At 73.8% G+C, this 19562-nt stretch carries 17 protein-coding genes and 1 other RNA gene; 14 read left to right on the top strand and 4 right to left on the bottom strand.

The features are described from left to right. Nucleotides 1-319 precede the first annotated feature (319 nt). Complete coding sequence (locus ACFVXK_RS20265) at nucleotides 320-2104, top strand: serine/threonine-protein kinase (RefSeq protein ID WP_389613532.1); 1785 nt, start codon at nucleotides 320-322, stop codon at nucleotides 2102-2104. A 200-nt stretch (nucleotides 2105-2304) separates the two neighbouring features. Then, nucleotides 2305-3579 carry a serine/threonine-protein kinase gene (locus ACFVXK_RS20260; protein WP_389613530.1) on the top strand — a complete coding sequence of 425 codons (1275 nt, stop codon included), beginning with the start codon at nucleotides 2305-2307 and terminating at the stop codon, nucleotides 3577-3579. Nucleotides 3580-3623: 44 nt separating this feature from the next. On the opposite strand, the gene ACFVXK_RS20255 is transcribed toward ACFVXK_RS20260, so the two are convergent. Continuing rightward, entirely contained in the window at nucleotides 3624-4640 is a 1017-nt protein-coding gene (locus tag ACFVXK_RS20255) for an isopenicillin N synthase family dioxygenase (RefSeq protein WP_389613528.1), read from the bottom strand. 320 nt (nucleotides 4641-4960) lie between these two features. On the opposite strand from ACFVXK_RS20255, the gene prfB reads away from it, so the two are divergent. After that, on the top strand, nucleotides 4961-6070 hold the full coding sequence (prfB, locus tag ACFVXK_RS20250; protein WP_389613526.1) for a peptide chain release factor 2: 1110 nt from the start codon (nucleotides 4961-4963) through the stop codon (nucleotides 6068-6070). Nucleotides 6071-6159: 89 nt separating this feature from the next. Here prfB and ACFVXK_RS20245 read toward each other — a convergent pair whose 3' ends face one another. Then, nucleotides 6160-6348 carry a hypothetical protein gene (locus ACFVXK_RS20245; RefSeq protein WP_079427415.1) on the bottom strand — a complete coding sequence of 63 codons (189 nt, stop codon included), beginning with the start codon at nucleotides 6346-6348 and terminating at the stop codon, nucleotides 6160-6162. Nucleotides 6349-6576: 228 nt separating this feature from the next. On the opposite strand from ACFVXK_RS20245, the gene ftsE reads away from it, so the two are divergent. The 6 genes from ftsE to ACFVXK_RS20215 all read left to right on the top strand — a co-directional run bounded on the left by ftsE (nucleotide 6577) and on the right by ACFVXK_RS20215 (nucleotide 11149). Continuing rightward, a complete protein-coding gene (ftsE, locus tag ACFVXK_RS20240) occupies nucleotides 6577-7266 on the top strand; it encodes a cell division ATP-binding protein FtsE (protein ID WP_389613524.1) in 690 nt (229 codons plus the stop codon). A gap of 18 nt (nucleotides 7267-7284) precedes the next feature. Then, entirely contained in the window at nucleotides 7285-8268 is a 984-nt protein-coding gene (ftsX, locus tag ACFVXK_RS20235) for a permease-like cell division protein FtsX (protein ID WP_389613522.1), read from the top strand. Between the two features lie 67 nt (nucleotides 8269-8335). Further along, a complete protein-coding gene (locus tag ACFVXK_RS20230) occupies nucleotides 8336-9520 on the top strand; it encodes a S41 family peptidase (RefSeq protein WP_389613520.1) in 1185 nt (394 codons plus the stop codon). Nucleotides 9521-9538: 18 nt separating this feature from the next. Then, nucleotides 9539-10024 (top strand): SsrA-binding protein SmpB, encoded by a 486-nt coding sequence (gene smpB / locus ACFVXK_RS20225; protein WP_389613518.1) that lies wholly within the window; start codon nucleotides 9539-9541, stop codon nucleotides 10022-10024. 84 nt (nucleotides 10025-10108) lie between these two features. After that, nucleotides 10109-10497, top strand: a transfer-messenger RNA (tmRNA) gene (gene ssrA / locus ACFVXK_RS20220). Nucleotides 10498-10600: 103 nt separating this feature from the next. Continuing rightward, complete coding sequence (locus ACFVXK_RS20215; protein WP_389613515.1) at nucleotides 10601-11149, top strand: GNAT family N-acetyltransferase; 549 nt, start codon at nucleotides 10601-10603, stop codon at nucleotides 11147-11149. A 63-nt stretch (nucleotides 11150-11212) separates the two neighbouring features. Here ACFVXK_RS20215 and ACFVXK_RS20210 read toward each other — a convergent pair whose 3' ends face one another. Beyond that, nucleotides 11213-12625, bottom strand: coding sequence for an SH3 domain-containing protein (locus tag ACFVXK_RS20210; RefSeq protein WP_389613513.1), 1413 nt, complete (start codon nucleotides 12623-12625; stop codon nucleotides 11213-11215). 119 nt (nucleotides 12626-12744) lie between these two features. Continuing rightward, the gene (locus ACFVXK_RS20205; protein ID WP_389613511.1) at nucleotides 12745-14010 is read right to left on the bottom strand and encodes an MFS transporter; all 1266 of its coding nucleotides are present in this window, start codon (nucleotides 14008-14010) and stop codon (nucleotides 12745-12747) included. Between the two features lie 84 nt (nucleotides 14011-14094). On the opposite strand from ACFVXK_RS20205, the gene ACFVXK_RS20200 reads away from it, so the two are divergent. From ACFVXK_RS20200 to ACFVXK_RS20180, 5 genes are all read left to right on the top strand, one after another. After that, nucleotides 14095-15063, top strand: coding sequence for a LysR family transcriptional regulator (locus ACFVXK_RS20200; RefSeq protein WP_389613509.1), 969 nt, complete (start codon nucleotides 14095-14097; stop codon nucleotides 15061-15063). Nucleotides 15064-15160: 97 nt separating this feature from the next. Then, entirely contained in the window at nucleotides 15161-16582 is a 1422-nt protein-coding gene (locus tag ACFVXK_RS20195) for a nitrate/nitrite transporter (RefSeq protein WP_389613507.1), read from the top strand. 184 nt (nucleotides 16583-16766) lie between these two features. Beyond that, on the top strand, nucleotides 16767-17918 hold the full coding sequence (locus tag ACFVXK_RS20190; protein ID WP_389613505.1) for a uroporphyrinogen-III synthase: 1152 nt from the start codon (nucleotides 16767-16769) through the stop codon (nucleotides 17916-17918). Nucleotides 17919-17927: 9 nt separating this feature from the next. Further along, nucleotides 17928-18476, top strand: a complete 549-nt coding sequence (locus tag ACFVXK_RS20185; RefSeq protein ID WP_389613503.1) for a GNAT family N-acetyltransferase — start codon at nucleotides 17928-17930, stop codon at nucleotides 18474-18476. A gap of 82 nt (nucleotides 18477-18558) precedes the next feature. Beyond that, nucleotides 18559-19122 (top strand): CGNR zinc finger domain-containing protein, encoded by a 564-nt coding sequence (locus ACFVXK_RS20180; protein WP_389613501.1) that lies wholly within the window; start codon nucleotides 18559-18561, stop codon nucleotides 19120-19122. The last annotated feature ends 440 nt before the right edge of the window (nucleotides 19123-19562 follow it).

Here is a 19562-nt window from a genome sequence, read left to right as displayed (position 1 = left end):
CGGCCGTTCCGTACGGGTGCATCCTCGCACCTGTCACCCGCAACACGCCCGGCACCCGCCCAGAAATGATCTTGATTGATGGCGGCCGCCTCCCCCCACCGCTCGGATCCGGCCACCCGGTCGGGCGAACGACGAGGGGGTTCCGGGGAAATGGGCCTCCGGCATACGCCGCAAAACTCACCCTTCGCACAAATGTGCGGCAACCAACCTCCCCGGACCCGCGTCCTCCATCGAGACACCCCCTAGAGTTGGGCCGGAAACCCACCGGGCCCCGCAGGGGGACCCACGACAGCAGGACGACAGCAGGGGAGCGCGAGACGTGCGGCCAGTCGGCAGCAAGTACCTGCTCGAGGAGCCGCTCGGACGCGGCGCCACGGGCACCGTCTGGCGTGCCCGCCAGAGGGAGACCGCCGGCGCGGAGGCCGCGGTCGCCGGCCAGCCCGGCGAGACCGTGGCCATCAAGGTCCTCAAGGAGGAGCTGGCCCAGGACGCGGACATCGTCATGCGCTTCCTGCGTGAACGCTCCGTCCTGCTGCGCCTGACGCACCCCAACATCGTCCGCACCCGCGACCTCGTGGTCGAGGGCGACCTCCTCGCCCTCGTCATGGACCTGATCGACGGCCCGGACCTGCACAAGTACATCCGGCAGAACGGCCCCTTCAGCCCGGTCGCCGCCGCCCTGCTCACCGCCCAGATCGCGGACGCCCTCGCCGCCAGCCACGCCGACGGCGTCGTCCACCGCGACCTGAAGCCGGCCAACGTCCTGCTCGACGAGAGCAACGGGCAGATGAAGCCGATGCTCACCGACTTCGGCATCGCCCGCCTCGCCGACTCCCCGGGCCTCACCCGCACCCACGAGTTCGTCGGCACCCCCGCCTACGTCGCCCCCGAGTCCGCCGAGGGCCGCCCGCAGACCTCCGCCGTCGACATCTACGGCGCCGGCATCCTGCTGTACGAGCTCCTCACCGGCCGCCCGCCCTTCGCCGGCGGCACCGCGCTGGAGGTGCTCCACCGCCACCTCAGCGAGGACCCGCAGCGGCCCCCGTCCGTGCCCGAGGCGCTGTGGATCGTCATCGAGCGCTGCCTGCGCAAGGAGCCCGACGAGCGCCCGAGCGCCGAGAGCCTGGCCCGCGGCCTGCGCGTGGTCGCCGCCGGCATCCGCGTGCACTCCTCGCCCGACGAGGTCGAGGCCGCCCTCGGCGTCGGCGCCCTGCTCGCACCCGACCCCTCCCCGGCGCCGGTCCCGACCTCGGCCCCCGCGTTCCCCGGGAGCGCCGCGCCGACCGAGGTGACGCCCGTGGTGGCGGCGGGGGACTACGACCCGAACGCCATGACCAGCGTCCTGCCTCCGGTCGACGGGGCGGACGCCACCACCGTCCTGCCGCCCGTCGCCGGCGGGCCGGGCGGGGGCCCGGGCGCCCCCGACCCGACCTCCGTCATGCCGCCCGTGCAGCGGCCCGACGCCCCGCACCCCTGGCAGTCGCAGATGGCCGCCGCGCGGGACCGCAACGAGCAGACGCAGATGCACTACCTCGACCCGAGCGAGGACCCCCTGCGCCGCCGCCCGCAGCGCCAGGCCCCGCCGCCCCCGCAGCACCAGCCGCGCCAGAACCAGCAGCCGCAGCAGTACCAGCAGCCGCCGCAGTACCGCCCGGCCCCGCCGCCGCAGCAGCAGTACCAGCAGCCGCCCCAGTACGCCCCGCAGCCCCAGCAGTACCAGCAGCCGCAGGCGTACCAGCCCCCGCAGCCCCCGCAGCAGCAGCCCCCGTACCGGCAGCAGCCGCAGCCCCAGCCGCCGGTGCAGCAGCAGCCGCAGCAGCAGCGCCCGCCCCGGCAGCAGCCCCCGCGGGAGCCGCGCGAGCCGCGCCGCCGCAGCGCCAACCCGATCCGCATCCCGGGCCTGGGCTGCCTCAAGGGGTGCCTCGTCCTGATCCTGCTGCTCTTCGTGGGCGGCTGGCTGATCTGGGAACTGACCCCGCTCCAGGAGTGGGTCGGCACCGGCAAGGGCTGGTGGGACCAGGTGTGGAGCTGGGGCACCGACGTCGTCGACTTCGTCGGCTCGATCGGCGACAAGACGAACGGCGGCTCCGGCAGCGGTTCCTGACACACAGGCAGGCGTGCGGACCCGTGAAGTCGGCGCCTCGGGGGGCCTTTTCGGCCCTCCGTAGCGCCGACCTTGTGGATTTGTCGACATCCAGGACGTGATTTCGCCCGCAGAAGTGAAGGTCACCGCGATCCGCAGCGCCGGGCCCCCATTCGGCCGCGTAGCTTTGGGGCGTTACGCCAGCCGCTGAGGGAGCAGTCGTGGCACGGAAGATCGGCAGCCGGTACACAGCGCACCAGATCCTGGGGCGCGGCAGCGCGGGCACGGTGTGGCTGGGCGAGGGGCCGGACGGGCCCGTCGCGATCAAGCTGCTGCGCGAGGACCTCGCCTCCGACCAGGAACTGGTCGGACGCTTCGTCCAGGAACGCAGCGCCCTGCTCGGCCTGGAACACCCGCACATCGTCTCCGTCCGCGACCTGGTCGTGGACGGCAACGACCTCGCCCTCGTCATGGACCTCGTCCGCGGCACGGACCTGCGCACGCGCCTCGACCGCGAGCGGCGGATGGCCCCCGAGGCGGCCGTGGCCGTCGTCGCGGACGTCGCGGACGCGCTGGCCGCCGCGCACGCGGCGGGCGTCGTCCACCGGGACGTGAAGCCGGAGAACGTCCTGCTCGACATGCAGGGCCCCCTCGGCCCCGGCGGCGCGCACCCCGCGCTGCTGACCGACTTCGGCGTGGCCAAGCTCATCGACCACCCCCGCCGGACCCCCGCGCCCGCCGGGGCGCGGGCGACGGCACCGGCGACGCGGATCATCGGTACGCCGGACTACCTGGCCCCCGAGATAGTGGAGGGCCTGCCCCCGCGGGCGGCCGTCGACATATACGCCCTCGCCACGGTCCTCTACGAGCTGCTGGCCGGCTTCACCCCCTTCGGCGGGGGCCACCCGGGCGCGGTGCTGCGCCGGCACGTCACCGAGACCGTGGTGCCGCTGCCGGGGATCCCCGAGGAGCTGTGGCAGCTGATCGTCCAGTGCCTGGCCAAGGCCCCGGCGTCGCGGCTGCGGGCCTCGGAGCTGTCGGTGCGGCTGCGGGAGCTGCTGCCGCTGCTGGCCGGGATGCCGCCGCTGGACGTGGACGAGCCGGACGACGCGGAGCCGGCCGAGGCCGAGGCGGTGGCCGCGTCGGAGGAGGCGGCGGCCGCGGATCCGGTGCGGCGGCGGGGGGTGGTGCCGCTGGTCCCGGGGTCCGCGACGGACTCCAGCCGGGACACCCACACCTCCATGCGGGTGCCGACGCCCGACGAGCTCGCAGGCGGGCCGCTGGGCACCGCGCGCGTCCCGCGGCCGACCGGCGGGCACCGGCCGGGCACCGCCCGGCACCGGGCGGAGGCGGTGCGCAAGCGGCGGCTGGTCCTCTCGGCGTCGGCGGTGGCGCTGGCCGCGGCGGTCGGCGTCGGCAGCTGGCTGGCCGCCTCGGGCGACGACCCGGCCCCCCCGCCGCCCGGCTCGAAGCACTCCGCCCCGTCCCGCCCGTAGCCCCTGGGCGCGGGCGGGTGTCCGCCGGCCCTGCGCAGCGGGGGCTACACCAGTGACGGGTGCCAGCGACGCGCCACGGCGGGGTGGGCCCGGACCCAGCCCTTGAGCTCGTTGCGCCCGTACTCCGCGTGCAGCGGGTTCGTCGCGTCGTGCGCCACCCCCGGCGCGGACCGCAGGTACTCCCCGGGCACGGTGTCGATCACCGCGTCCAGCCGGGGGTTGTAGAAGAACGGCACCGAGAACCGCTCCACCGCCCCCGGCGGACTGACCACCCGGTGGTCGGTGGCCACCAGGTACCCCTCCGTGGCGATCTCCAGCAGCTCGCCCAGGTTCACCACGAACGCCCCCGGCAGCGGCGGGATGTCCACGAAGCCGCCGTCCCGGACGACCTGCAGCCCGCCCACCCCGTCCTGCAGCAGCAGCGTCAGGAAGCCGTAGTCCTTGTGCGCGCCGACCCCCTGGTCCGCGCCCGACGGGGCCGACCCGGGGTAGCGGATCAGCTTCGTGTGCAGGTGCGGCCGGTCCGCGAAGGCCGCGTCGAAGAAGTCCGGGGGCGCCCCGATCGCCGTCAGCAGCTCCCGCAGCAGCCGGTGCGCCACCGCCGCCAGCCGCTCCTGCCAGCCCAGCACCGCCTCCCGCAGCTCCGGCAGCGACGCCGGCCACTGGTTCGGCCCCTCCAGCCACAGGTACGCCGGGTCCTGCGGTCCCAGCTCCGGCGCCGGCCGCTCCGCTCCCACGTCCAGCTGGTCCCGCCAGTCCGAGGCCCCGCCCGTCAGCTCGTGCCCGATGCGGGTGTAGCCGCGGAAGTGCGGGGAGTTCAGGTTGCTCACGGCCAGCCGGTCGGCCTCCGGGAGCGCGAAGAAGGCCCGGGTCAGCTCCAGGATGCGGGCGGTCTCGGCCTCCGTTATCCCGTGCCCCGTCAGGTACAGGAAGCCGGTGTCGCGGGCGGCGGCGTGCAGCTGCTTGAGGAAGTCGTCCCGCTCCGCGGGGTCGTCGGCCCGGGAGAGGTCGATCACGGCGAGCGAAGGAGAGGAAGAGGAGGAGGGGTGCGCGGACGGCATGACGGCTCCGTTTCGGATGTCACGGGGTCCTGTGCCCCAGAGATGGCGGGGCGGCGGGCAGCGTGGAACGGACCGGCCGGCAGGGATGGCGCCGGGCGGACGTGACCGCGTACAGGACCGAAGTCGGATCGGGGTTGATCAGGCTTGTGCGAGGTCCGGCGGCAGACAGCTCGTGGTGGTGACACGCATGTGGTCCACATGGCGGCGCTTCACGAGTAGAACGGTCATACGGTGAGCGTACGCCCGTACCCACCCTCCTCCGAACCCGTTGACCCGGCCTGGCCGGAGATGGCCGTCCGGGGACCGGCTACGCTGGACCCGTGGCAGTCGTCGATGTTTCCGAAGAGCTGAAGTCCCTCTCCTCGACCATGGGGTCGATCGAGGCCGTCCTGGACCTCGACAAGCTGAGGGCAGAAATCGCCGTGCTCGAGGAGCAGGCCGCCGCGCCGTCCCTGTGGGACGACCCGGACGCCGCCCAGAAGATCACGAGCAAGCTTTCGCACCTCCAGGCCGAGGTCCGCAAGACCGAGACCCTCCGCGGCCGCATCGACGACCTCGCGGTGCTGTTCGAGCTCGCCCAGGAGATGGACGACGCGGACACCCTCGCCGAGGCCGAGGCCGAGCTGGCGTCCGTCCGCAAGGCACTGGACGAGATGGAGGTCCGCACCCTGCTCTCCGGCGAGTACGCCGAGCGCGAGGCGCTGGTCAACATCCGTGCCGAGGCCGGCGGCGTCGACGCCTCCGACTTCGCCGAGCGCCTCCAGCGCATGTACCTGCGCTGGGCCGAGCGCCACGGCTACCCGACGGAGATCTACGAGACCTCGTACGCGGAAGAGGCCGGCATCAAGTCGACCACCTTCGTGGTCAAGGCCCCGTACGCCTACGGCACCCTCTCCGTCGAGCAGGGCACCCACCGCCTCGTGCGCATCTCCCCCTTCGACAACCAGGGCCGCCGCCAGACCTCCTTCGCGGGCGTCGAGGTGCTCCCGGTCGTCGAGACCAGCGACCACGTCGAGATCGACGAGTCCGAGCTGCGCGTCGACGTCTACCGCGCCTCCGGCCCCGGCGGCCAGGGCGTCAACACCACCGACTCGGCCGTGCGCATCACGCACCTCCCGACCGGCATCGTGGTCTCCTGCCAGAACGAGCGCTCGCAGATCCAGAACAAGGCCAGCGCGATGAACGTGCTCCAGGCCAAGCTGCTGGAGCGGCGCCGCCAGGAGGAGCAGGCCAGGATGGACGCCCTCAAGGACGGCGGCAGCTCCTGGGGCAACCAGATGCGCTCCTACGTCCTGCACCCGTACCAGATGGTCAAGGACCTGCGCACAGAGTTCGAGGTCGGCAACCCGCAGGCGGTCCTCGACGGCGACATCGACGGCTTCCTGGAGGCCGGCATCCGCTGGCGCAAGCAGCAGGAGCAGGGCGCTTAAGCCCCGGCCCCGCACACAGTGAGGAAGGGCCCGGACACCCACGGTGTCCGGGCCCTTCCCCTTGGCCTGTGATCGGAGCGCGGCGCGGCCTACGCGGCCCGGGCCACCAGTGCCAGCGCGGCCACCAGCACCACCATGAGCGCGATGAGCGCCATCGGATTCAGCCCTGCGAAGGGGCCCTCCTGCTGGAGGCGCTCCCGGTTCGCCCGGCACACCGGGCAGCGGCCCTGGCTGACGGGCGCGGCGCAGTTCGCGCACACGAGCCGGTCATATGTCATGCGCTCCTCCTCTCGTCCCCTCATGACGCTTAACGGCAAGGGGACCGAGTCCGTTCCCCCTACCACTGTGCCAGCTCCGCCGACATTCGGCGCGGCCCGTCCGGGCAAGAGCGATCGGGCTCCCCCGGGAGCCGGGGATAAATCGGGCAACTCCGGATGCCGGGTCCCTACCCGGCGCCCGTTCGCGTATGGTCACGCACACCTACTCCCGGCGACCGTGGTGCACCCGTGATCCGATTCGACAACGTCTCCAAGTCCTACCCGAAGCAGTCCCGGCCCGCACTCAGAGATGTCTCCCTCGACATCGCCAAGGGCGAGTTCGTCTTCCTGGTCGGCTCCTCCGGCTCCGGCAAGTCCACCTTCCTGCGCCTGGTCCTGCGCGAGGAACGGGCGAGCCACGGGCAGGTGCACGTCCTGGGGAAGGACCTCGCGAAGCTCTCCAACTGGAAGGTCCCGCAGATGCGGCGCCAGCTGGGGACCGTCTTCCAGGACTTCCGCCTCCTGCCCAACAAGACGGTGGCCGAGAACGTGGCCTTCGCCCAGGAGGTCATCGGCAAACCCCGCGGCGAGATCCGCAAGGCCGTCCCGCAGGTCCTGGAGCTGGTCGGCCTCGGCGGCAAGGAGGACCGGATGCCGGGCGAGCTGTCCGGCGGCGAGCAGCAGCGCGTGGCCATCGCCCGCGCCTTCGTCAACCGGCCCGCCCTGCTGATCGCCGACGAGCCGACCGGCAACCTCGACCCGCAGACCTCCGTCGGGATCATGAAGCTGCTGGACCGGATCAACCGGACCGGCACCACCGTCATCATGGCCACGCACGACCAGCAGATCGTGGACCAGATGCGCAAGCGCGTCATCGAACTCGAACAGGGCCGACTCGTACGCGACCAGTCGCGCGGCGTCTACGGCTACCAGCACTGAAAGGTCCCTCAAGACGCCATGCGCGCCCAGTTCGTCATGTCGGAGATCGGCGTAGGCCTCCGCCGCAATCTCACCATGACCTTCGCGGTCATCATCTCCGTGGCCCTGTCGCTGGCCCTCTTCGGCGGCTCCCTGCTCATGCGGGACCAGGTCAGCGCCATGAAGGGGTACTGGTACGACAAGGTCAACGTCACCGTCTACCTCTGCACCAAGAACGACGCCATCGACGCCGCCGACAGCACCCCGGCCGCCGCCAGCGCCCCCGGCACCCCGGCCGCCCCCGCCGCCGGCAACGGCAAGCCCTGCTCCAAGGGGGCCGTCACCCCCGAGCAGAAGCAGGGCATCGAGCGCGAGCTCAAGAAGATGGACCTCGTCCAGACCGTCATGTACGAGTCCTCGGACGAGGCCTACAAGCACTACAAGGAGCGCTTCGGGCACACCGCCCTGGCCTCCGTCGTCACCCCCGACCAGATGCCCGACTCCTTCCGGGTCAAGCTGAAGAACCCGGAGAAGTACGAGGTCATCACCTCGGCCTTCGCCGGCCGCGACGGGGTGCAGTCGGTGCAGGACCAGTCCCTGGAGCTCGACAACCTCTTCGCCCTGCTGGGCACCCTCAACTGGGCCGCCCTCGGCATCATGCTGATCATGCTGATCGTGGCGCTGCTGCTGATCGTCAACACGGTGCGCGTCTCGGCGTTCAGCCGTCGGCGGGAGACCGGCATCATGCGGCTGGTCGGCGCCTCCGGCTTCTACATCCAGGTGCCGTTCATCATGGAGGCGGCCGTGGCCGGCCTCATCGGCGCCGGGTTCGCCTGCGGCATGCTGGGCGCCGTCCAGTACTTCGTGATCGACCACGGCATCGCCCTGCGCGAGAAGCTCCAGCTGATCAACTTCATCGGCTGGGACGCCGTCTTCACCAAGCTCCCCCTGGTCCTGGTCATCGGCCTGCTGATGCCCTCCCTGGCGGCGTTCGTGGCGTTGCGCAAGTACCTGAAGGTGTGACGAGTGCCGCCAGTCGTCTGCGGTCAACCCGCCTTGCGGCAGCGGCGCTTGTCCTAGACTCGGCCGCATGCCGGGTCTGCCCGCTCTCTGTCTCCGGCCCCGTGACCTGCGTCGCGGGGCCGTTCTGACGCTGCTGTTCGCCGTGTCCGTCGGTACGGCGGCCGCCACCGGATGCTGGGGTTCCGACCGGGTGGGCGGGGCTCCGGCCGCCACCCTCGCGGAGGAGGGCCCGGCGGGGGGCGTCCCGTCCGCCGGGACCGCCGACCGGGAGGCCGTCGCGCGGGCCGCCGCCGAGGCCGTCGCCGAGGGGAAGTCCGGCAAGAAGGCCGCCGAGGAGGTGGTCAGCCGCAGCGGGGACCGCTGGGGCACCGTCTACGACCAGGGCGAGTACGCCGCCTTCGCCGAGGACCTCGACGGCCGCTGGACCGGCGTCGGCCTGTGGACCGGGCGCCGCGGCGACGGCCGCATCGAGGTCGACCGGGTCCAGCCCGACAGCCCCGCCGCCCGGGCCGGGCTGCGGGCCGGGGACCGGCTGCTGAGCGTCGACGGCCGCGAGGTCACCGGCCTGCCCGTCGCCGACGTGGTGGCCCTGCTGCGCGGCCGGGCCGGCACCCCGGTGGTCCTCGGCATCGGACGGGACGGCGCCGCCCTCACCGAGACCGTCCGCCGGGCCGAGCTGCACGCCGACCCCGTGACCGTACGGCGCCTCGCGGGCGGCATCACCGTGATCAAGGTGGCCTCCTTCACCCGGGGTTCGGGCGAGCGCGTCAAGGAGGCCCTGCGGGAGGCCCCGCCCGGCGGCGGGGTGATGCTGGACCTGCGCGGCAACCCGGGCGGGCTGGTCGCCGAGGCGGTCACGGCGGCCTCCGCGTTCCTCGACGGGGGGCTCGTGGCGACGTACGACGTACGGGGCTCCGAGCGCGCCCTGTACGCCGCCCCCGGCGGGGACACCGGCCGCCCCCTGGTGGCCCTCGTGGACGGCGGCACGATGAGCGCCGCCGAGCTCGTCACCGGCGCCCTCCAGGACCGCGGCCGCGCGGTGACGGTCGGCACCCGCACCTTCGGCAAGGGCTCCGTGCAGATGCCGACCCCGCTGCCGGGCGGGGCGGTGGCGGAGCTGACGGTGGGCACGTACCGCACCCCGGCGGGCCGCAGCCTCGACGGCGGGGGCATCACCCCGGACCTGGCGGCCGGCGACGGGGCCGAGGAGCGGGCGCGGACGGTATTGGGTGGCCTCGGGGCGGGGTCGTAGTGCGAAAATGACCGCACTATGGCTAAGGAAAAAGGGCGCAAGCTGATCGCCCAGAACAAGAAGGCCCGGCACGACTACGCGATCATCGACACCTACGAGTGCGGCATCGTGCTCACGGGCACCGAGGTCAAGTCCCTGCGCCAGGGCCGGGCCTCGCTGGTGGACGGCTTCGTGTCGGTGGAGAGCGGCGAGGTGTGGATGTACAACGTCCACGTGCCGGAGTACAGCCAGGGCACCTGGACCAACCACAGCGCCCGCCGCAAGCGCAAGCTCCTCATGCACCGCGAGGAGATCGACAAGCTGGAGCGCAAGGCGGACGAGTCGGGCCACACGGTCGTGCCGCTGTCCCTGTACTTCAAGGACGGCCGCGCGAAGGTCGAGATCGCGCTGGCGAAGGGCAAGAAGGAGTACGACAAGCGCCAGACCATGCGCGAGAAGCAGGACACGCGCGAGACGCAGCGGACGATCTCCGCGATCCGGCGCAAGCAGCGGGGCACGGTTTAATCTCCTGGCACGCGGTGGTCCACTTCGCGTACCATGGCGTCAGCACCACCCCCCAGGGGGCGGCGCACCTTGAGAAAAAAACATGGGGATGATCGGTTTCGACAGCGGATGTCGATGCAGGGGAAGCGAGCCGAGGAAGCGGCAATGATCTCGCTAACCACATGTCGCAAAAAATAATCGCCAACTCCAAGAGCGATAACTCCCGCTTCACCCTCGCTGCCTAATAACAGTGAGCTGAAGCCTCTGTGAGGAGCGTCAGCCCGGAAGTGGTCCCGGTCCGGATCCTGGCGTCAACAAGGGATCTAAACCTCTAGCCCCGGTCACGGGGGTTGGAGGGAAACCAAACAGTGACTGAGCCCGTCGGAGACTCGTCCGTGTGATCTCCGGGGCCGAGAAAAGCGCAGCGGACTGCGCTCGGAGAAGCCCTGCTTCTGCACCGTTGGACGCGGGTTCGATTCCCGCCATCTCCACTCATCCCATGTGGGCGAAGGCCCCGCAGCCGACCGGCTGCGGGGCCTTCGTCATGTCCGGGGGCGGGCGCGGCAGGAAGATCATCCGATCGTCTAGGGTGGCGCGATGTTCGAAGGAAACCTGGTGAGACTGCGGGCGCTGCGCGCCGAAGATGCCGGACACCACCTGCGGTGGCGCAACGACCCGGAGGTGGTGCGCCTGGCCGCCGCCGGTGATCCCCTCTTCGGGCCGGTCACGGCGGAGGCGGTCGCGATCGCTTTCGAGGGGAAGCTGCGGCTGGTGCCGAGGGAGGCGGCCGTGTTCACGGTGGAGGACCTGGAGAGCGGCCGGGTCATCGGCATGGCCGACTACCGCGACCTCGACCCCTACGCCGGAGTGGCCACCCTGGGCATCACCATCGGCGAGCGGGAGTTCTGGGGCCGCGGCCACGGCCGGGAGGCGGTGCGGCTGATGGTGGACCACCTGTTCGGCGCGTACGGGCTGCACCGGCTGGAGCTGGACACCTGGAGCGGCAACGAGCGTGCCGTGCGGGCCTTTTCGGGGCTCGGCTTCCGTGAGGAGGGGCGGCTGCGCTCGGCCGTGCTGGTGGCGGGGGAGCGCTACGACCGGGTGCTGTTCGGGATGCTGCGCGAGGAGTGGTCCCGCTCCGCGTGAGCGGTGGAACGGGCGAAGGCCCCGCGGCCTGGGGCTGCGGGGCCTTCGTGGTGCGTAGGGGGGTCAGGAGCAGTACGGGACCTTGTTGAGGTTCATGGCGTAGCGGGCGGCGATCCAGCCGCGCCCGTCGGCGAGCTTGTACCAGATCGCGTTGTCGTCGACCTGCTCGCCGTTGACCTTGCACTGCAGGGCCACGACCGTGTTCGCCGCGAGCTTGCCGGTCTTGTGGTAGCCCGTGCCGGGGCCGGATCGGATGCCGAGGCCCTCGCCCGAGGTGACCACGCGGGCCTTCGGACCGCCCTTGCCGTGGTCGCCCTTGTCGCCCTTGCCGTGCTCACCCTTGCCGTGGTGGTCCTTGCCGCCGTGGTCCTTGCCGCCGTGGCTGCTGCACTTGCAGTCACCGGGCTTGCCCTTGTCCCCCTTGTCGCCCTTCGGGCCGCGGTCGCCCTTCGGGCCCTGCGGGCCGGCCGGGCCGCGGTCGCCGGTGTCTCCCTTGTCGCCCTTCGGGCCCTGGGGACCCTGGGGGCCGCCGGCCGGGCCGGTGTCGCCCTTCGGGCCCTGGTCGCCCTTCGGGCCGCGCGGGCCTTCGGGGCCCCGGGGGCCGGCGGGGCCGCGGTCGCCCTTGGGGCCCTGGGAGCCGGTGTCGCCGGTGTGGCCCTTGGGGCCGCGCTCGCCGGTGTCGCCGCGGTCGCCCTTCGGGCCCCGCTCGCCGGTGTCGCCCTTGTCCCCCTTGGGCCCCTGCGGGCCGCCCGCCGGGCCCGTGTCGCCCTTGGGGCCCTGCGGGCCGGTGTCGCCGCGGTCGCCCTTCGGGCCGCGGTCGCCCGTGTCACCGCGGTCGCCCTTGGGGCCGCGCTCGCCGGTGTCGCCCTTGTCGCCCTTGTCTCCCTTGGGGCCCGGGCGGCCGGGCTTGCCGTGGTGGCCCGGCTTGCCGTCGTGGCCGTCGTGACCGTCGTGGCCGTGCTCCCCGGGCGGGCCGTCGTCGCCCTTCGGGCCCCGTACGGGGGTGGCCACGGCGAACAGGGCGGGCGCGTCCTTGCCGTCCGACCATTCGCCGCCGTCCAGCGTGGTGCCCTCGGGGGCGTTCGCGTCCACCTTCAGGGAAACCGCCAGCCGCGTCTGGGCGTTCGCCGGGAAGGCGAAGCCGGCGCGGGTCCCGGCGTTGCAGGTGAGCAGGCGCGCGTCCTTCGAGCGGCTGCACGAGCCGCCCGCCCGCTGTCCGTTCCAGTAGAACCGGGCCTCCGGGAACGTGGTCCGCTCCGGGGCGGTGATGCGGAAGGTGCCGCTGTGCGCCGGGTCCGCCCCGTTCAGGGCCGCGATGACGACGCGGCCCGTCTTCCCGGGGGCGATGGAGGGGACGTAGGGCTGGGAGAAACGGACGTGCGAGGAGTCCGCCAGGGCGGGAACGGCCGGCATCAGACAGGACGCCGTGACGGCCGCGACGATGAGGGCCGAGGAGACGGAGCGCGAAGCAGACAAGGGGAGTTCCTCCGCTAAGGGAAGGGTTTGGGGGAAAGCCTCCCTAGTTATGGCGGATTGCGGCCTGGAAGGGTGCGACCCACGCGGTGGCGTCACCCGGCAGCCGGATGAAATCCCGATCAACGGCCGGGTCGTGGAGTCACCGATCCGACAATCAGTGCGGCCGTGGCGGCGGCCGCCGGCAGCAGGTACGCCGTCCCCGCCCCGAGGCGGTCGACGGCCAGTCCCGCCGTGGCGGAGCCGGCCGCGATACCGGCGAGGATCGCGGTGACGGCCAGCGTCATGCCCTCGTTGAGGCGGCCCCCGGGGGTGCGGGACTGGACCAGGCCCATCGCCGTGACCATCACCGGCGCCGTGGACATGCCGGCCAGCAGCAGGGCCGCGGCGAGCGGCAGGACCGAGCCCGTGGCGGCCGCCGCCCAGGGCAGCGCCATCGCCCCGGCCAGCCAGGCCAGACAGGTCCGCAGGCTCCGGGGGCGCCGCGCCCCGTACAGCAGCCCGGCCGCGCAGGAGCCCGCCGCCTGGAGCGCGAGGACCGGGCCGGACGTGCCGCCCAGGCCCAGGGCGGCGAGGTGGGCCACCGAGGTGACCTCCATCGAGCCGAAGACCAGGCCGGTGGCCAGGAACAGGCCCAGGAGGGGCGCCAGGGCGTGCAGCGGGGACGGGCCCCGTCCGGCCGCCCCCGGCGCCCCGCCGGCCGGGGGCTCGGTGGCGCGGTGGGCCGTGAACACCAGCATGCCGGTCAGCAGCAGCGCCGCCCCGGTGAGGGTGCCGGCCTCCGGGAAGGCGGCCGTGCACAGGAAGGCGGCGAGGACCGGGCCGAGCATGAAGCACAGCTCGTCGGCGGCCTGTTCGAAGGACATCGCGGTGTGGTGCGCGGAGCGGGGCAGCAGGTGCGTCCAGCGGGCCCGGGACATGCCGCCGGTGTTGGGGGTGGTGGCGGTGGCGGCGTAGGAGGCGAACAGGGTCCAGGCCGGGGCCTGCGCACGGACGCACAGGACCAGCGAGAGCGAGCCGAGGACCGCGATCACCGTGGCCGGCAGGGCGATCCGGGCCTGCCCGTACCGGTCGACGAGGCGGGCGGTCCACGGGGCGACCACGGCGGTGGCGGCCATCCCGGTCGCGGTCACCGCCCCGGCGAGGGCGTACGAGCCGCGCTGCCCGGCGATCATCATGACCGCGCTGATCCCGAACATGCCCATGGGCAGCCGGGCGAGCAGGTTCCCGGCGGTGAACCCGCGCGCCCCGGGGACGGCGAACAGCCGGGCGTAGGGGCCCAGGAGGCGGCTCCGTGCGGGGCGCCGGGCGGGGGCTTCGGCGGGGGAGGGGGAGGCCAGGACCAGGGTGGTGCCCGTCACGGCCATGAGCGGGGTCTCTTGTGGCATGCCCCGAGCCTGCGGCCCGGCCCCGGTACCGGTCCAACACCTGTTCGGGGGCCATTCACGCCCTCCCGTTGTTAATCTTCCCCGGTGACCTCCCCCGACGTGGACCCCCGGCTGCTGCGCGGCTTCCTCGCCGTCGCCGAGGAACTGCACTTCACCCGCGCCGCCGCCCGCCTCTACGTGGCCCAGCAGGCCCTCAGCCGCGACGTCCGCCGCCTCGAACGGACCCTGGGCGCGACCCTGTTCACCCGCACCACCCGGGCCGTCGAACTCACCGCCGACGGCGCGCGCCTGCTGCCCCACGCCCGCGAGGTGCTCCGCGCCCACGAGGAACTCGCGGCCGCCTTCGCCGGGCCGCCCCCCGCCCTCCTCGTCGACCTCAACACCGACGGCCCCAGCACCGCCCGCCTCGTCCTGGAGCGGGCCCGCGAACTCGCCCCCGGCCACGAGCTGATGGCCCGCTTCGAGAGCGGCCTCACCCACGCCGCCGCCGAGATCGCCGCCGGGCGGCTCGACGTCTCCTTCGGCTACTTCGACGGCCTGGACCCCGCCCTGCGCTCCCGCCTCGCCCACCGGCCCGTGCGCCACGAACCCCTCGCCGTGCTCCTGCCCGAGGACCACCCGCTGGCCGCGCTGGAAGCCGTACCGCTCGACGCGCTCGCCGGGGAGAGCGTCTACGCCGGCGCCGGGAACCCGCGCACCCTGGAGTGGACCGGCCTGGCCCGTGAACTGTTCGCCGGGCGGGGCATCGAGGTGGCGCCGCCCGCGCCGGTGGCCATCGGCAAGGAGGAGTTCGTGCGGGTGATGGCCAAGACCCGCAACCCCGTCCTGGTCACCGTCGTCTTCCCCGACTTCCCCGGCTGCGTCAAACGCCCGCTCGTGGCCCCCGTGCCGCTCTCCCCGCTGTCCATGGTCTGGCGTGCGGGCCTGCGCCACCCCGGCCTGGACGCCCTCGCCCGCGCCGCCGCCGAACTCCAGGAAGCCCACGGCTGGCTGGAACTCCCCCCGGACGGCCGGCTCCCCGCCGCGCTCACACCCGGCGCGCACGGCGGGTGAGAGCAAGGTTTCCCTCCGGTCATCCGGCGGGGACCGGGCCCGAAACGCGCCCTTCCTAGCGTCGTCACCACGGAAGCGACAGCCGGGGAGGCGTGTGATGGACACAAGCGGAAGCGGAAGCCGAAGCGGAAGCGGAAGCCGAAGCGGCGACCGACCGCAAGGCCGCCGAGGGGGCCGCTGGATCGAGCACTGGGACCCCGAGGACGAGACCTTCTGGCGGGAGACCGGCGAGCGGACGGCCCGCCGCAACCTCCTCTACTCCGTCTTCTCCGAGCACATCGGCTTCTCCATCTGGTCCCTGTGGTCCGTGATGGTGCTGTTCATGGGCCCCGGCTACGGCATCGACCCCGCCGGGAAGTTCTTCCTCATCGCCACCGCCACCGCCGTCGGGGCCCTCGTCCGCATCCCCTACACCTTCGCCGTCGCCCGCTTCGGCGGCCGCAACTGGACCGTCGCCAGCGCCCTGCTCCTGCTCGCGCCCACCGTGGCCGCGCTGGTCGTCATGGAACCCGGCACCCCGTACGGGACCTTCCTCGCCGTCGCCGCGCTCACCGGCGTCGGCGGCGGCAACTTCGCCTCCTCCATGACCAACATCAACGCCTTCTTCCCCCTCCGCAAGAAGGGCTGGGCCCTCGGCCTCAACGCCGGCGGCGGCAACATCGGCGTCCCCGTCGTGCAGCTCGCCGCGCTGCTCGTGATCGCCACCGCCGGCGCCGGACACCCCCGGCTGCTGCTCGCCGCCTACCTCCCGCTGATCGTCGCCGCCGCCGCGCTGGCCCTCCTGCGCATGGACAACCTGGCCCCGGTACGGGGCGACGCGGGCGCCGTCCGGCAGGCCGTCCGGGAGCCGCACACCTGGATCATGGCCCTGCTGTACGTCGGCTGCTTCGGCTCCTTCATCGGCTACGGCTTCGCCTTCGGACTGGTCCTCCAGACCCAGTTCGGCCGCACCCCGCTCCAGGCCGCGTCCTTCACCTTCATCGGCCCGCTGCTCGGCTCGCTCGTCCGGCCCGTCGGCGGGGCCCTCGCCGACCGCTACGGCGGGGCGCGGATCACCCTCGCCGCCTTCGTGGCGATGGCCGCCGCGACCGGAGTCGTCGTACTGGCCTCCGTACGGGAGTCCCTGCCGGTGTTCCTCGTCGGCTTCACCACCCTGTTCGCGCTCAGCGGGCTCGGCAACGGCTCCACGTACAAGATGATCCCCGGCATCTTCCAGGCCCAGGCCCTCGCCCGCGGGCTGCGCGGCGAGGAGGCCGCCGCGCACGGCCGGCGGCTGTCCGGGGCCGCCATGGGCCTGATCGGCGCGGTCGGCGCCCTCGGCGGGCTCGGCATCAACCTGGCCTTCCGCGAGGCCTTCGCGGCCTCCGGGACCGGCACCGCCGCCTTCGTCTCCTTCCTCGGCTTCTACGCCGTGTGCTGCGCCGTCACCTGGGCGGTATACCTCCGCCGGCCCACGGCCCCGCCCACCGGCCCCGAAACGGCGCAGAGCGGGGAGAAGGCGCAGCTCACGGCGGTGTGAGGGAGGTCGCGGGCCCCCACGGCCGGTTAACGGCACCGAAATACGGCGGAACCGAGCCCGACACGACGGGTTGGCAGGCTCGGACGCCGAAGCGGCGAGCCGGACGCCGAAGCGGCGAGCCGGCCGCCGGCGCCGGCTTCGCCAACGGACGTACTGGGCAGCACTGGGCAAGGCAGGTCACACGATGGACGACGCTACGCACGGCCCCCTCGCGGGCTTCACCGTCGGAGTCACCGCCGCGCGGCGCGCGGACGAGCTGATCGCCCTGCTGCGCCGGCGCGGCGCCGCGGTCGTGCACGCCCCCGCCCTGCGGATCGTGCCGCTCGCCGACGACGGCGAACTGATGGCCGCCACCAAGGAACTCGTCGACACCCCGCCGGACGCCGTCGTCGCCACCACCGCCATCGGCTTCCGCGGCTGGATCGAGGCCGCCGACGGCTGGGGCATCGGCGAACGCCTCCTGGAACGGCTGCGCGCCACCGAACTCCTGGCCCGAGGCCCCAAGGTCAAGGGCGCCGTACGGGCCGCCGGACTGGTCGAGGCCTGGTCCCCGCAGTCCGAGTCCCTGGCCGAGGTACTGGACCGGCTGCTCGCCGGCCCCGTCGCCGGCCGGCGCATCGCGCTCCAGCTGCACGGGGAGCCGCTGCCCGGGTTCGTGGAGGCGCTGCGCGACGCCGGTGCGGAGGTGGTGCCCGTGCCCGTCTACCGCTGGATGCCGCCCGAGGACCTCGCACCGCTGGACCGGCTGCTGGACGCGGTGGCCGTCGGCACGGTGGACGCCCTCACCTTCACCTCCGCCCCCGCCGCCGCCTCCCTGCTGTCCCGGGCCGGGGAACGCGGGCTGCGCGAGGCCGTGCTGGAGGCGCTGCGCGGGCCGGTGCTCGCGGCGTGCGTGGGGCCCGTCACGGCGCTGCCGCTGCAGGGGGAGGGGGTGGCGACCGTCCAGCCGGAGCGGTTCCGCCTCGGGCCGCTGGTGCAGCTGCTCTGCCAGGAACTCCCCGGCCGGGCCCGGGTGCTGCCCGTCGCCGGGCACCGGCTGGAGATCCGGGGCCACGCGGCGGTGGTCGACGACGGGCTGCGCCCCGTGCCACCGGCCGGGATGGCCCTGCTGACGGCACTGGCCCGGCGGCCCGGCTGGGTGGTGTCGCGGGCCGACCTGCTGGCCGCGCTGCCGGGTGCCGGGCGCGACGAGCACGCCGTCGAGACGGCGATGGCCCGGCTGCGGGCCGCCCTCGGGGTGCCGAACCTGATCCAGACGGTGGTCAAGCGCGGCTACCGGCTCTCCCTGGACCCCGGTGACGGCGAGGTCTGGAACGGGGCCGGAGGCGTCCGTTAGCGTGCTCGCATGATCATCAACGGGGTGGAGATGAGGGGCCTGGCCGTCGGGGACGCCGCCGGGCTGGCCGACGCGCTGACGCGCAACCGGGCGTACATGGCGCCCTACGAGCCCGAGCGGCCCGAGGCGTTCTACACCGAGGCGGGACAGCGGGCCCGCATCGAGGGCATGCTCGACGAGCGGGACGGCGGGCGGCTGGTCCCGTACGTGTTCACGGAGACGGCGACCGGCGCCGTCGTCGGGGCGATGAACCTCGGCAGCATCGCGCGCGGGCCGCTGTGCAGCGGCGGCGTCGGCTACTGGGTCGACCGGGCCTGGCACGGCAAGGGCCTGGCCACCGCCGGCCTGGAGGAGGTCGTCCGCACGGCCCGCGACGAGCTCGGGCTGCACCGCGTCGAGGCCGGCACCCTGGTCGACAACACCGCCTCCATGCGGGTCCTGGCGAAGGTCGGCTTCACCGAGTTCGGACTCGCCCCCCGCTACCTCCACATCAACGGCGCCTGGCGCGACCACCGCCTCTTCCAGCGCCTCCTGCACGACGACCCGCCGCCCGCGTAGCCCGCGCGGGGGCTTCCGCTTCCCGGTCGGCGACGGCACTCTGGGGAGGCGTCCCACGGCGACGACCGAGGCGGTGACGGGCATGTGGTTCGACTCCGGGCGGGTCTGTCTGGACCTGCTGGCCACCCGGACCCCCCAGGGGGCCGAGGCCATCCACGACGGCGACGAGCTGCGCCTGTGGCTGGTCGGCGCCGGGCTGGTCCCCGACCGGACCCCGCTCGGCCGGCTCGGGCCCGACTGGGTGGAGGCCTTCCGCCGGCTGCGCCGCGACGTCGACCGCCTCGTGCGCGCCGAACTGTCCGGCACCGCCCCGGAGGAGGACGCCCTGGCCCGCGTCAACGCCGCGGCGGCCGGCCCCCCGCCGGGGGTGTGCGCGGTCCGGGACGGGGAGGGGCACCTGGTGCGGGAGCTGTGCGGCGGCGTGGAGTGCGCGGGCCTGCTGGCCACGGTGGCCCGGGACGCGGTGGAACTCCTCACCGACCCCGGCGACCTGGCCCTCCTGCGCACCTGCGGCGGCGACGGCTGCGCCCGCCTCTACCTGGACACCTCCCGCGGCCACCGCCGCCGCTGGTGCAGCAGCGAATCCTGCGGCAACCGCGAACGCGTGGCCCGCCACCGGCGGCGGGTCCGGGGGGCGGTGGGGTAGGGGCGAGGGTTTTCGTCTACGCGGACTCGCGGCGCGGGCCCGCCATCTCCCCCGCGAGGGACCGGGGGCCGGCCGGTGGCTGCCCACCCGCCTCCCCGGGGCTGCGGGCGGAGCGGCGGCTGCCCGGTGCGGCGGGCCGACGGCGAGGCCGCTCGCGGCGGGGGCCGGCTTCCTCCCCCGCGAGGGGCCGGGGGCCGGGCGGTGGCTGCCCACCCGCCTCCCCGGGTGCGGGCCGGTGGGTGGGGGCGGTCTCCCGCCGGGCGGCAGCGGACAGCCGGGCGGAACCGGTGTCCATCAGGGTCCCGGCCGGGCGGTCTCGGAGACGGCTTGGGGGTTTCCCGCCAGTCCCACTGTCCTTCCGGTCCGGGCCGGCCTGTCAAGGGCGCTCCTTCGTCGCGTCGCTACGCGATCGCCTGCGGCGACCCTTGACAGACCAGCCC

The organism is Streptomyces sp. NPDC058157 (assembly GCF_042884105.1).
In the GTDB taxonomy this organism is placed as follows: Bacteria; Actinomycetota; Actinomycetes; order Streptomycetales; family Streptomycetaceae; genus Streptomyces.
This window is presented reverse-complemented; position numbering and strand designations above follow the sequence as displayed.